The sequence below is a fragment of the Pseudomonas sp. GW456-12-1-14-TSB6 genome, from assembly GCF_059424205.1.
In genome coordinates, this window is sequence record NZ_JBWKZE010000001.1 from 145,669 (window position 1) to 158,054 (window position 12,386).

At 62.4% G+C, this 12,386-nt stretch carries 12 protein-coding genes; 1 reads left to right on the forward strand and 11 read right to left on the reverse strand.

The features are described 5' to 3' along the window. From AC07Y2_RS00685 to argH, 10 genes are all read right to left on the reverse strand, one after another. Complete coding sequence (locus AC07Y2_RS00685; protein WP_103385212.1) at nucleotides 1-1,107, reverse strand: enoyl-CoA hydratase/isomerase family protein; 1,107 nt, start codon at nucleotides 1,105-1,107, stop codon at nucleotides 1-3. Between the two features lie 190 nt (nucleotides 1,108-1,297). Then, complete coding sequence (locus AC07Y2_RS00690) at nucleotides 1,298-1,984, reverse strand: HPP family protein (protein WP_103385213.1); 687 nt, start codon at nucleotides 1,982-1,984, stop codon at nucleotides 1,298-1,300. 157 nt (nucleotides 1,985-2,141) lie between these two features. Further along, entirely contained in the window at nucleotides 2,142-3,320 is a 1,179-nt protein-coding gene (locus AC07Y2_RS00695; protein ID WP_039768637.1) for an MFS transporter, read from the reverse strand. 16 nt (nucleotides 3,321-3,336) lie between these two features. Beyond that, nucleotides 3,337-4,689 carry an MmgE/PrpD family protein gene (locus AC07Y2_RS00700; RefSeq protein ID WP_103385214.1) on the reverse strand — a complete coding sequence of 451 codons (1,353 nt, stop codon included), beginning with the start codon at nucleotides 4,687-4,689 and terminating at the stop codon, nucleotides 3,337-3,339. Beyond that, nucleotides 4,686-5,576 carry a polysaccharide deacetylase family protein gene (locus tag AC07Y2_RS00705; RefSeq protein ID WP_103385215.1) on the reverse strand — a complete coding sequence of 297 codons (891 nt, stop codon included), beginning with the start codon at nucleotides 5,574-5,576 and terminating at the stop codon, nucleotides 4,686-4,688. Before AC07Y2_RS00705 ends, AC07Y2_RS00700 begins: the two co-directional genes overlap by 4 nt. After that, nucleotides 5,569-6,417, reverse strand: a complete 849-nt coding sequence (locus tag AC07Y2_RS00710; protein ID WP_103385216.1) for a polysaccharide deacetylase family protein — start codon at nucleotides 6,415-6,417, stop codon at nucleotides 5,569-5,571. Before AC07Y2_RS00710 ends, AC07Y2_RS00705 begins: the two co-directional genes overlap by 8 nt. Nucleotides 6,418-6,559: 142 nt before the next feature. Further along, entirely contained in the window at nucleotides 6,560-7,384 is an 825-nt protein-coding gene (locus AC07Y2_RS00715; protein ID WP_074690517.1) for an ABC transporter substrate-binding protein, read from the reverse strand. A gap of 39 nt (nucleotides 7,385-7,423) precedes the next feature. Further along, nucleotides 7,424-8,188, reverse strand: a complete 765-nt coding sequence (locus tag AC07Y2_RS00720; protein WP_039768627.1) for an amino acid ABC transporter ATP-binding protein — start codon at nucleotides 8,186-8,188, stop codon at nucleotides 7,424-7,426. 10 nt (nucleotides 8,189-8,198) lie between these two features. Further along, nucleotides 8,199-9,077, reverse strand: coding sequence for an amino acid ABC transporter permease (locus AC07Y2_RS00725; protein WP_011334265.1), 879 nt, complete (start codon nucleotides 9,075-9,077; stop codon nucleotides 8,199-8,201). A gap of 61 nt (nucleotides 9,078-9,138) precedes the next feature. Continuing rightward, the gene (gene argH / locus AC07Y2_RS00730) at nucleotides 9,139-10,566 is read right to left on the reverse strand and encodes an argininosuccinate lyase (RefSeq protein ID WP_074690518.1); all 1,428 of its coding nucleotides are present in this window, start codon (nucleotides 10,564-10,566) and stop codon (nucleotides 9,139-9,141) included. A 307-nt stretch (nucleotides 10,567-10,873) separates the two neighbouring features. Here argH and AC07Y2_RS00735 point away from each other — a divergent pair, with 307 nt between their 5' ends. Next, nucleotides 10,874-11,839: a LysR family transcriptional regulator gene (locus AC07Y2_RS00735; protein WP_074690519.1), complete on the forward strand. Its 966-nt coding sequence runs from the start codon at nucleotides 10,874-10,876 to the stop codon at nucleotides 11,837-11,839. Here the strand turns inward: AC07Y2_RS00735 and AC07Y2_RS00740 are convergent. Further along, on the reverse strand, nucleotides 11,823-12,350 hold the full coding sequence (locus tag AC07Y2_RS00740) for a GNAT family N-acetyltransferase (RefSeq protein WP_103385217.1): 528 nt from the start codon (nucleotides 12,348-12,350) through the stop codon (nucleotides 11,823-11,825). The genes AC07Y2_RS00735 and AC07Y2_RS00740 overlap by 17 nt on opposite strands. Between the last annotated feature and the right edge of the window lie 36 nt (nucleotides 12,351-12,386).

A 12,386-nucleotide genomic window follows, 5' to 3' on the forward strand; every position in this document is an offset into this window, starting at 1 on the left:
TCAGCTCCCGCTCTCTGCGAAACCGTGGAAGAAACTCGCGACCTGTTCGGCGTGCAGCGCGGCCAGGGTCGGCGGATTCCAGCGTGGTGATTTGTCTTTGTCGATCAGCAGGGCGCGCACGCCTTCGATCAGGTCGCCGCGTTCGAACCACTGGCGATCCAGATGCAGTTCGAGGGCGAAGCAGTGTTCCAGGCTCAGATGGCGGCCGCGACGGAGCATTTCCAGGGTCACACCCATGGCCAGCGGCGAGCGGGTTTCCAGCAGGTCGGCGGTGGTGGTCGCCCATTCGTGGCTGTCGGCGACGGTCACGGCGCGCAGTTGCTCGACGATGCTCGGCACATCTGGCAAGGCGAAGAAGTGGTCGATGGCCGGGCGCAAGGCTTCGAGCGGCGCATCCGGCAGGGTTTGCACGGCGTGGCGGGCCAGCAGGTTTTGCAGGTCTTTGAGCGGCGTGTCGTGCCACTCCAGGTGATCGAGCTGTTCGTCGAGGATGCCGAGTTTGCTGCTGTCCAGATACCAGTCGGCGAGGCCGCAATACAGCGCATCCGCCGCACGGATCTGCACGCCGCTGACGCCCAGATAAATCCCCAGTTCACCGGGAATCCGTGGCAGGAAATAACTGCCACCGACATCCGGGAAATAACCGATCGCCACTTCCGGCATCGCCAGACGGCTCTTCTCGGTGACCACCCGCAGGTCGGCGCCTTGCACCAGGCCCATGCCGCCGCCGAGGACGAAACCGTCCATCAGCGCCAGCACCGGTTTGCGGTAGTGGTGGATCGTCAGGTCGAGGGCGTATTCCTCGACGAAGAAATCTTCGTGCAGCGTGTCGCCGCTTTTGAAACTGTCGTAGAGCGAGCGAATGTCGCCACCGGCGCAAAAGGCTTTTTCGCCGGCACCGCGCAGCACCACCGCGTGGATATCGGCATCGGCGGCCCAGGCGTCCAGATGCTGCTGGAGCTGGCGCACCATGTCGAGGGTCAGGGCATTGAGGCCGGCGGGGCGGTTGAGGGTCAGATGACCGATGTGATTGCGAACCTCGGCCAGCACTTCGTGCGGCGTGGCATCCATGGACGAAGTCCGCGGGGATGAAGCCTGAGCAGTCATCACTAACTCCCTGCTTTTATTGTCTTTATTCGAGAAGCTCGCGCGCGAGCGTTAGCGGATCGTAACAGTGCAAATTTGCCGTGTACAACGGGGATATGTGCACGGGCTGTCTGCATTTTTACCTTAGGCCAAATGCACGGGATCGCGGCTTCTTTTCAATCGACAACGCTGACAGGTACAGGCTCCGGACTCAGCGGAACACCTGGCCAATGCTGCGCCGCTTGGCGTGCAGTTCACTGTTATGAATCAACTGTTCCAGATCCTCCGGCGTGACATCGATGAACGCCTCCATATCGGCCAGTGCCCGTTTCAGATCCTCGGCCGTGATGGCCTGAATATCCACTGGCGCCACGGCCGGCGCCGGTTCGGCAGGGCGTTTCGGGTAGCGGATGCGGGTGAGGTTGTTGTAGGCCAGGGCGGCCAGCAGCAGGCAGGCGGCGCTGAGCATCACCGGTTCCAGGGCTTTCCAGTCCATGGCGATGGTCATCGGGTCGGCCAGCACCATGGTCAACGCGACGGCGCCGGCCGGCGGGTGCAGGCAGCGCAGCCAGCACATCAGGATCAGCGCCATGCCTGCGGCGAGGCACGCACTGCCGAGGGTTCGGCCGAGGACGTGGGCCACCAGCAACGCGACGACGCCCGCGCACAGGTAACCGCCGATGATCGACCACGGCTGGGCGAGGGCGCCGGACGATACGGCGAACAACAGCACCGCCGAAGCGCCCAGAGGGCCGATCAGGTGGTAGGCCACTTCAATGCCGAACACCTGACTGCACGCCCAAACACTGAACAACGTGCCCAGGGCCATGCCGATGGCGGCGCGGCTCCATTCGGTGGGGCGGGTGTTGATGGCGGCGGGCAACCAGCGAGCGAGCATGCAGAATCGATCCTTTGCGAAATTCAGGGCAAAAAAAAGGACTTGTCCGTAAACGCGGAAAGTCCTTCGAAGTGTTCCAACTATTGGGGGAGGAACGCGCACAGTGTGCCAAGCAATCTCGATGCTGACAAATTCATATAAATGCAGTTTCAGTGCATTATTTGTGAAGTAAAGCCACGCGCCGCCCACTCATGAAACACAGAAACCCGCCCATCGCCGTCAGTGCGCTGAGGGCGTAGAACATGGTCGGCGCCGGCGTATGCATCAGCAGAAAGCCGCAAATCACCGGGCTCAGCGCGCCGCCGAGGGCCGCCAGGTTCTGCGCGCCGTAATAGCTGCCGCGCAGTTCTTCCGGGGCCAAAGTGTCGACGAACAGAAATTCCGACGGGTAAATGATCATCTCGCCGAGGGTGAAGATGAACATCGCGATGCACCACGACACCAGGCTGTCGGCCAGGCTGAAGCCGATCAATCCAACGATGAACAGGCTGGTGCCGGCGGCGATCCAGTAGCGCAGTTTTTCCCGGTTGAGGAAGCGGCCGATCTGGTACTGCAGCAGAATCACCGCGATGGCGTTGCAGGCGAGCAGGGCGGCCATGGTTTGCAACGCGCGTTGCGAATCCTCGACCACCAGCAGGTATTGCGACAGGTACAACGTGAAACGCCCGTGAACCACGGTGCTGAGCAGACAGCCGCAGGTGAACATGATCAGCGTGCGGTCGTTTTTCAGGGTGATGAGGGTTTTCAGGAAGCTTTGCGGCTGGCCGATGGCGGCGACCGGGCTGGCATCCTTGGGAATCCCGATCATCAGGAAGATGCTGCCGAAAGCGATACCAGCGGCAATCAGGAACGGCGCAATCGGGTAGACCCCGGCGATCACCACGCCGAGCATCGGGCCAGTGGCGTAGCCGATGTTGGTCAGGGTGTAGCGCAGGGAAAACGCCTTGGCCCGCTGGCCCATGGGCAGGTTTTCACTGAGGATCGCCTTGGAGCCGATCAGGAACAGCGCCGAAGCGGTTTCGGTGATGACCAGCGTCAGGGTCGTCAGATACAGGTCTTTGGCGAAGGTCAGCAGCACGAAGCCGATGGCGCTGGAAAGCATCGCCAGAATCAGCAACCGGCGCTTTTCCAGCCGGTCGATGATGTAGCCACCGTACAGCGCGAGCAGGGTGGCGATGAACACCGCGATGCCCAGCAACAACCCGACATCCTGTTGGTTGAGGCCGAGCTTGTTGCTCAGAAACAGCGTGAGCAACGGACTGGTGATGGCGCGGCTGACGACGATGGTCAGCGAGACGATCATCAGGCGGCGGATAACGAGCGAGTAGGTGGCCACGGAAAATCAAATGTCCTTATTCGGTTAACAGGTGCTCGAGATCGCGCACGGAATCCAGCGTTTGCAGTTGCCGCAGCTGCGCCAGTAACGGCTCGGCCTTGACCGGTGAAATGACTCGCAGCGCCAGACTGAAAAACTTCTCCTCCAGCGCCGCCTCGCTCAGCGGATTGCCCGGCGCGCCCAGCGGCACCTCGACACACAGACTCGCCTGACGCCCGTCGCGGGTTCGAAGAATGACCAGCGGCTCGCCATCCTCCGACAGTCGCTCATCCACTTCAAGGCGAATGCGCGTCAGCCAGTGGGTGATTTGCGGATCGTTGCGCGGCTGCTCATCGTAAGCCTCGAGGCGGCAATGACCATGCACCAGTCGCGCGGCGAGGGCGTAGGGCAGACTCATTTGCGCGGCGGCCAGACTGCGGGTGTCGCGGCCGCCGCACATGTCGAGCAGAAACCCGCACAGGTTCACCTGCACGTCTTCCACCTGATCGGCGCCGACCTGCAATTGCTCCAGCAACAAGCCGAGTGCATCGATGGCCGAATGGGTGCCACGACACGCGGCGTAGGGTTTGATCGAACAGCGCGCGAGCTTCCACACACGCCCCAATTCGGCATCCAGCGCATCCGGTTGCGCGCTGCTTGGCGCCAGGGTCTTGAGAAAACCACCCCAGACATCCTCGAACAATACCGACGGCCCGCTGACGCCTTCACGGGCAAAACGCGCCGCGAGCAAACCGCCCTCGGCCGCCCGGCCGCTGTGCAGTTTCTTGCTTTGCGAACCGTCATGGATGAACGCCCACAACCCGCCGCTGAAACTGCCGGCGATGCCCAGCGCCGACACGGTTTGCCCGACATCCAGCGCAAAGATCCGCGCACAGGCCGCCGCCGCGCCGAACACGCCGCAAGTGGCGGTCGAATGCCAGCCGGCGCCGTTGTGCGCCGAATAACTGCCGCAGGCCTCCAGCACCCGCCGGCCGATTTCGTAGCCGATCACCACGGCGGTGATGAACTCGCGACCGTCCACCGGCCGATCCACCAGCGACAGTGCCGCCATCACCGCCGGAAGCACCACCGCGCCCGAGTGATCGCAACCGCCGGTGTCGTCCAGCTCCAGCGCATGGGCGGCGATGCCGTTGAGCAATGCCGCATGCCCCGCGCCGACCCGCAACGATGAACCCCAGACCAACGCAGTGCCGGGTTCGGCGCCGAACACCTGCCGCGCCTGAAGCGCCACCGCGCTGTCGGCCCCGGCCAGTGCTGCGCCGAAGGTGTCGAGAATGTGCCGCTTGGCCTGTTCCACCAACGCTGGCGGCAGGTCTTCAAAGCGGGTCTCGACGCAAAACTGCGCCAGCCGCTGCATGCGTTCGGTCATACGAGGTAGTCCCGATAATGGCGCTCATACACCGACGCCGGATGATCCTGCGCAACCGGCACCGCCGTCTGCGCCCACCACTGCGCGACTTCGGCGCCGGTGGCGATCCACACGTCGTCATGCTGCTGAATGCCTTGCAGCAATTCCCGCAGCACGCCGATGCGCCCCGGTGTGGCGATGATTTCCGGGTGCAGGCGCAGCACGTAGCACAGGCCGAAGCGGTGGAACCCGGCGAAGTCCATTTGCAGGTTGCCCAGGGTGTGGCTGTAAGAGGCGATCCGCGATTGCGCCGGCGGTACGGCCGGGCTCAGGTTGAAGGCGAAGTAGGGTTCGTCTTCCAGTTCGTAATGCAGCGGCAACTCGACCACTTCGGGCGCGGTCGGGTGCAAGAACGGCAGGTCATCGCCACGCCATGAGGAAGACCAGAGAATGCCGTGATCTTTCAAGGCTTCGATGAAGCCCGGCGCGCCGTTACCCGCCGGAATCCGGAAGCCGGTTGGATGCACGCCGGTAAGTGCTTCCAGCGCCGCACAGCCCTTGGCGACTTCCGCGCTTTGCGCCGCCAGATCCAGCGTGTCGTAATCCTGATGGCGGTAGCCGGCGCTGGCGACTTCATGGCCGTCAGCCAGGATCGCGGCGATGTGCTGCGGGTTTTCTTCGGCAACGATGCCGGGCACGAACCAGCTGCTGCGCACTCCGAGTTCCCTGAACAGGCCGAGCAAACGTTCGACGCCCCGTTGCGTGCCGTAGCGCCACACCGACAGCGTCTTGTCGCGCCCGGCGACTTCCGGGGCCTGGGTGAGAATGCCGTGGATGTCGTTGTAATCGACGGTCAGCACCACCGCGCAGCGTTTGCCGGCGGGCCAGAGGTTGTCAGCGTCAGCCATGGTGATGCTCCTTCAGCCACCAGCGGGCGACGTCGCGGCAGGTGGCGAACCACACGTCATCGCGTTGGCGCATGTGTTCGAAGAGTTTCTCCAGCAACAGGATGCGCCCCGGTTTGCCGGTGATTTTCGGGTGGAACAGGGTGGTCAGGCACAGGCCTTCGTCCATCGCGCCGTCGTACTCGCGTTGCCAGTTGTCGAGGGTCAGCTCGTAGCTGGCGGTGCGGTCGAGCCCGGACGGGAAGTTCGGTGCGCGGGTGTAGGCGAGGGAGGCGTAGTCGTCCATTTCCCAGCGGCCGGGGATCTCCACCAGCGGTGTGTCGTGGCCGGGGACGTTGACCAGATACGGGCGATCGTCGCCGCGCATGCTGCTGGAATAGATGACGCCATTGTCGGCCAGCATCGCCGGGGTTTCGGCGCGCCAGTCGCCGGACGGGGTGCGAAAGCCCTCGGCGCGGATGTGCAGGTATTGCCAGAACACGTCGCGGGATTTGTTCATCACGGCCTGCTGCTGGTCCAGCGTCAGGGCGTAGAAGGATTCGTGTTTGTAGCCGTGGTAGGCGACTTCATGACCGCGCTCGACGATGGCCTGGCACTGTTGCGGCCAGTTTTCCACGACCCAGGCGGGGACGAAGAAGGTGGTCGGGATCTTGAAGGTGTCGAGCAGATCCAGCAGGCGCGGCAGGGCGCGGTAGGGGCCGTAGCCGCCGAAGCCGAAGTATTCGGGTTTGTGCCAGATCGAGCCGTTAAGCATGGCATCGCCGGTGGGGCCATCGAGGTCGAAGGCCAGGGCGAGGCAGGCTTTGTGCTGGTCGGGCCAGGTGGGTTGGGGTGATGAAGACATCACAGCGCTCCGATACTCATCTGTAGGAACTGCCGAAGGCTGCGATCTTTGTTCGGGACGCAGAGCGTCCCCGGCTGCATTCCCACGCAGAGCGTGGGAACGATCAATCAAAAGATCGCAGCCGGGCATCCGTGGCGAAGGTTTACTTGCCCGCGTTAATGGTCACATCCTTGATCGCACCCAGCTCCAGATCCCACTTCTTCAGAATCGCGTTGTAGCTGCCGTCATCCACCATGCTCTGCAGCGCCACTTTTACCGCTTCACTGAGCTCAGGCTTCTTCTTGCTCACACCCAACCCGGTGAACTGCACGGAGATCGGCTGGCCGACCGTTTTGTACATGTCCTTTTCCTGGGTCTTGAGGTACGACAGGGTTTCGCTGCCCTGCATTGCCGCATCGATGCGGCTCTGGCGCAGTTGCGCACGGGCGTCAGCCGAGCCTTCGGTGCCGATCACGTTGATCGCAGGTTTCCCGGCGGCTTCACAGTTGGCCTTGCTCCACTCGGCGATTTCCGCCGGGAAGGTGGTGCGGCGGCTGGTGCCGACTTTCTTGCCGCACAGGTCGATGATCTCGTTGGTCGCGGCGTTCTTCTGCAAGGTGTAGAACTGCGGGCCGCTGGTGAAGTAGTCGACGAAGGTCACGCTGGCCTGACGCTCGGCGGTGTCGGTCATGCCCGACAGGACCATGTCCACGCGGTCGGTGGTCAGGGCGTTGATCATTTGCTCGAAGCCGGTCTCCTGCCACTTGATCTTCACCCCGAGGCGTTCGGCCAGGGCGTTGCCCAGGTCGTAGTCAAGGCCGGTGAGCTTGTTGGTGGCCGGGTCCTTGAAATCCATCGGCGGATAGTTGGGCATGATCGCGACGACGATCTCGCCTTTTTCCTTGATGCTGGCCGGCAACTCGGCGGCCACGGCGACACCGCAAGACATGAGGGAGGTGAGTACTGCTGGAATGACGAAGTTCTTCATGGACGTTCTCTTATGAGTGTTGTGAAGGCCAAAGGGGCCTCAGGTTCGAACGGCAGAAATGAAGCTTTGGGTGCGCGGGTTTTGCGGACTTATTAGTATTTCTTCGGGGCTTCCAGCCTCCACGATCTGCCCGCCGTCCATGAACACCATGCGGTTGGAAACCTCCCGGGCGAAGCCCAGTTCATGGGTGACGACGATCATGGTCATGCCGGTCTGCGCCAGATCGCGCATCACCGACAGCACCTCACCGACCAGTTCCGGGTCGAGTGCCGAAGTGGGTTCATCGAAAAGCATCAGCTTGGGTCGCATGGCCAGCGCGCGGGCAATCGCCACCCGTTGCTGCTGACCGCCCGACAGTTCAATCGGGTAGCTGTTGCGTTTGTCGGCCAGGCCGACCCGGGCCAGCAGCTCCAGGGCTTCTTCGTGCGCCTCCTTGGGCGAACGCTTGAGCACCTGGCACGGGCCTTCGATGATGTTTTGCAGCACGGTCATGTGCGGGAACAGGTTGAAGCGCTGGAACACCATGCCGGTGGCCAGGCGCTGGCGGGCGATCTGCGACTCGTTGAGTTCGTGCAGCTTGTGCCCGACCACGCGGTAGCCGACCAGTTCGCCATCGACCCAGAGGCCGCCCTTGTCGATCTTTTCCAACTGGTTGACGCAGCGCAGCAGGGTGCTCTTGCCCGAGCCCGACGGGCCGATGATGCACAGCACTTCGCCTTGCTCGACCTCGATGTTGATGTCCTTGAGCGCGTGGTACTGGTCGTAATATTTGTTCAGGCTCACGGCCTTGACGATGTTTCTCATGTTCGACTCCTCAAGAACGCTTGCCGGCGCCGCGAGCGAAACGACGCTCCAGACGGCTTTGACCAAAGGACAGGACGGTGACGGTGGCCAGGTACCAGATACCGGCGACGATCAGCAGCTCCATGACCCGGGCGTTGGCGTAGTAGATGTTCTGGGCGTTGTAGAGCAGTTCCGAGTACTGGATGACGCTCGCCAGCGAGGTCATTTTCACCATGCCGATGAATTCGTTACCGACCGGCGGAATGATGATCCGCATGGCCTGGGGCAGGATGATCCGGCGCAGCGCCTGCAAGCGCGGCATGCCGATGGACTTGGCGGCTTCGTACTGGCCGGTGTCCACCGACAGCAGGCCGGCGCGCACCACTTCAGCGGTGTAGGCGCCCTGGTTGATGCTCAAGCCGAGCAGGGCGGCCACGAACGGGGTCATCAGGCTCACGGTGTCGAGTTCGAACAGGCCGGGAATGCCGATGGTGGGGAAGATCAGCGCCAGGTTGAACCACAACAGCAGTTGCAGAATCAGCGGCGTACCGCGAAACAGCCAGGTGTAGGTCACGGCCACGTAGCGCAGGATCGGGTTGGCCGACATGCGCATGATCGCGGTGATCACCCCGAACACGATGCCCAGCGCCATGGCCAGCACGGCCATGATGATCGTGTTGAACAGGCCCCACATGATCGCTTCGGAGGTGAGGAACTGGCCGATGTACGACCATTCGATCTTGCCTTCGGCGAAGGCCCGCACCAGGCCGATGATGGCGATGACGATCACGGTGGCGAAGAAGATCCGCCCGTAATAACGCCGTGGCACATGCTGGTACTGGGTAATGTCGAACTGGTTTTCCGCCAGTTTGCGCTCCGCCTGGAGTCGTTCTGCCTGAGTCTGGCTCATGGTGTTTCTCCGTACACTGTACTTGTCGATCAACCCCCTCCCGATGGGAGGGGGACCCGGCTTAGAGGCGGAAGCCCTGGTAGTTTTCGGTCCACTGTTGCTGCGCGGCGAGGGCGGTTTTCAGGCGGCCGATCTGCTCGCGCACCTGTTGCGGTGCGGTGCCGCCCCAGCCGCTGCGTGCTGCGATGGCGGCTTCCAGGGTCAGGCTGTCTCGCACGTCTGCCGTGAGGCGCGGGTCGATCTCGGCCAGCAGCGCCGGCGAGGCTTCCCACAATTCGAGGTCGTGTTTTTCGCAGGCCTGCACCAGCGCGCCGGTGATTTCGTGGGCCTCCTTGAACGGCACGCCGCGCACCGCCAGCCAGTCGGCGACTTCAGTGGCGAGGGTGAAACCCAGCGGCGCCTGACGCCGCAGTTCCTCGACGTTGACGGTCATGGTCGCGACCATTCCGGCCATGGCCGGCAGCACCAGCAGCAAGGTGTCGACGCTGTCGAGTACGCCGTTCTTGTCTTCGCTCAGGTCGCGGTTGTACGACAGCGGCAGGGATTTGAGCGTCGACAGCAGGCCGGTCAGGTTGCCGATCAGACGCCCAGCCTTGCCCCGCGCCAGTTCGGCGATGTCGGGGTTTTTCTTCTGCGGCATGATCGAGCTGCCGGTGGCGTAGGCGTCGTCCAGATCGACCCAGCGGAACTGGCGCGACGACCACAGGCAGAACTCTTCGGCCAGACGCGAGATGTTGATCCCGAGCATGCTGGCGATGAACAGGAATTCGGCGACGTGATCACGGCTGGCCACGGCGTCGATGGAGTTTTCGCAGACCCCGGCGTAGCCCATTTCCCTGGCCGATTGTTGCGGCTGGCGAGCGATTGCGGAACCGGCCATGGCTGCGGCACCGAGGGGCGACAGCGAGGTGCGCGCGTCCCAGTCCACCAGGCGTTGCACGTCGCGCAGCATCGATTGCGCGTGGGCCAGCAGGTGATGGGCGAACACGATCGGTTGCGCCTGCTGCAAGTGGGTGAAGCCCGGGCAGATGCTTTCGACGTGCTGCTCGGCCTGATCCACCAGCGCCGTTTGCAGGGCCAGCACTTCCACGGCCAGGGTGCGCACGTGATCACGCAGGAACAGGCGCAGGTCGTTGGCGGTCTGGTCGTTGCGTGAACGGCCGGCGCGCAGCTTGCCGCCCAGCGCGCCGAGGCGTTCGGTCAGCAGGCGCTCGATGAAGGTGTGAACGTCTTCGTCGTCCAGCGTCGGGGCGATGCGCCCGGCAGCGAAATCGGCACCGATGCCGTCCAGGGCTTCGATCATCGTGCGGGTTTCCTGCTCGTCGAGCAGGCCGGCACGTTGCAGTTCCCCGGCGTGGGCCTTGGAGCCGGCCAGATCGTACGGCGTCAGGCGGAAATAGCGCTCGGGGCAACGGGACAGGGCCGCCAGGGCTGCGGACGGGCCGCTTTTGAAACGGGCACCCCAGAGACGGTCGGTGGTTTGAGACATTGGTTGTTTTCCTCGTCGGTAACGCGAACTGAAATCGGTGTGCCGGGCCCTGAAATCGCGCTGGCTATTCAGCGAACAGCAGCGGACAGAATCAGGCCAAAGCAGTTTTCAAGAGGGCAGTTGCAAAGAGACAAGAGCTGATCGAAGTGTCAGCTTTTAATGTTTGGCGATCAGTGAGTTGGCACTGATGTTCGGGATTTTCTGGCGGTTGCCAAGGCTGGTTTTCTGTGATCATTATTATTAGCCGGCGATGTTTTTGTTGTTGGACACAGATTGTTGAACATTGCGCCAGAGGTAAATCAGCATTATGGAAACCCCACTTTCCAATTCCGGAAACCCACCGGTCAAAACCGCTCACCGGGCACCTTTGGCCCTCAGCGGACTGGATTTCAAACTGCTCAAGGTGTTCAAGGCGGTGGTCGAGGCCGGCGGCTTCAGCGCGGCGCAAAACGAGCTGAACGTGGGCCTGGCCGCGATCAGCAAGCAGATCTCCGACCTGGAAATCCGCATCGGCATGCGCCTGTGTACCCGGGGGCGCGAAGGGTTTCACCTGACCGAAGAAGGGCGTCTGGTGTATCAGGCGTCGATTGATCTGTTTGCTTCGGTCGACAACTTTCGTGACCGGCTTAGTTCGGCACAGAACGAACTTATCGGCGATCTAGGAGTGGGGGTGATCGATAATACGATCAGCGACAATAATTCGCCGTTAGTTGCCGCGCTTAAAAAGATAAATGAACATTCACCGAAAGTAAGGTTTCAACTTCAGGCGACTCAGTTGGATGAAGTAGAAAGAGGCGTGGTCGAGGGTCGCTTAGTTGCCGGAATAGTCCCGGTTTATCAAAAGCGTGAAGAGTTCGATTATTACCCGCTCTATGAAGAACGCTCGCAGGCTTACTGCGCTGTCGGCCACCCGTTGTTCGAGATGCCGGCGGAGCAGATGGGCGGCAACGTGCTGCAGGATTACGAGTGCATCAACCACCGCTACGCGATCCATCGCGACAAGCTCAACTTCGCCCGCTACGACAGTTTTTCCGCCTCGGCGACCCAGGTCGAAGCGGTGGCATTGTTGATCAAGACCGGGCGTTTCGTGGGCTTTCTGCCGCAGCATTACGCTGCCACGCTGGTGGCCGCCGGGCAGTTTCGTGCGGTGTGCCCGGAGCTGATCCACTTCGACACGCCGTTCAATCTGATCCTGCGGCACAACACCGTGCGCAGTCCGTTGGTCAAGGCGTTCGCCCAGGCGCTGGGGGTCGATCTCAAGGCGACGGCGTAAGGATCAGACGCATGGCGCAACGTCGCTCGCCGGGCAATCCGTGAGCGATTTCATCGCGCAATACATGGTTCAGACGTGCGTCGCTGTCGTCGGCGTTCAATAGCGCAAAACCCATGCGTTGATAGAACGGCGCATTCCACGGCAGATCGCGAAACGTCGTCAGCGTCACCGCCCGAAGTTGCCACAGACGCGCCTGTTCAATCGCCGCCAACAGCAACTTGCGACCGACGCCCCGGCCCTGAAAGTGTTGGCTGACGGACAGTTCCTCAATGTGCAACTGTTGGTCGACAGTCACCGCCCTTAAAAAACCTGCAAGTTGCCCGTCGTTGTTTTGCGCGACCCACAGTGCGCCCTGTTCAATGGCCGGTAAATGCGCCGAGGCCTGGGGCACGGCGGCATCTGCCAGCCAGGCCAGTGATGGGTCGAGGCCAAACAGCGCGGCGGCCGAACGCTCGATGGCGGGGAGGGCGATGGCATCGGCTGCAAGGGCCTGTCGCACGGTAAAGGTCATCAGTCAGCGGTCCCTGTCGAAATCACGTCGCGCAGG

Excerpts from the sequence above, each read along its gene's own strand:
- AC07Y2_RS00740 (WP_103385217.1), bottom strand. The coding sequence starts at position 12,350 with ATGACCTTTACCGTGCGACAGGCCCTTGCAGCCGATGCCATCGCCCTC.
- AC07Y2_RS00705 (WP_103385215.1), bottom strand. The coding sequence starts at position 5,576 with ATGGCTGACGCTGACAACCTCTGGCCCGCCGGCAAACGCTGCGCGGTG.
- AC07Y2_RS00725 (WP_011334265.1), bottom strand. The coding sequence starts at position 9,077 with ATGAGCCAGACTCAGGCAGAACGACTCCAGGCGGAGCGCAAACTGGCG.
- AC07Y2_RS00710 (WP_103385216.1), bottom strand. The coding sequence starts at position 6,417 with ATGTCTTCATCACCCCAACCCACCTGGCCCGACCAGCACAAAGCCTGC.
- AC07Y2_RS00735 (WP_074690519.1), top strand. The coding sequence starts at position 10,874 with ATGGAAACCCCACTTTCCAATTCCGGAAACCCACCGGTCAAAACCGCT.
- AC07Y2_RS00685 (WP_103385212.1), bottom strand. The coding sequence starts at position 1,107 with ATGACTGCTCAGGCTTCATCCCCGCGGACTTCGTCCATGGATGCCACG.
- argH (WP_074690518.1), bottom strand. The coding sequence starts at position 10,566 with ATGTCTCAAACCACCGACCGTCTCTGGGGTGCCCGTTTCAAAAGCGGC.
- AC07Y2_RS00700 (WP_103385214.1), bottom strand. The coding sequence starts at position 4,689 with ATGACCGAACGCATGCAGCGGCTGGCGCAGTTTTGCGTCGAGACCCGC.
- AC07Y2_RS00720 (WP_039768627.1), bottom strand. The coding sequence starts at position 8,188 with ATGAGAAACATCGTCAAGGCCGTGAGCCTGAACAAATATTACGACCAG.
- AC07Y2_RS00715 (WP_074690517.1), bottom strand. The coding sequence starts at position 7,384 with ATGAAGAACTTCGTCATTCCAGCAGTACTCACCTCCCTCATGTCTTGC.
- AC07Y2_RS00690 (WP_103385213.1), bottom strand. The coding sequence starts at position 1,984 with ATGCTCGCTCGCTGGTTGCCCGCCGCCATCAACACCCGCCCCACCGAA.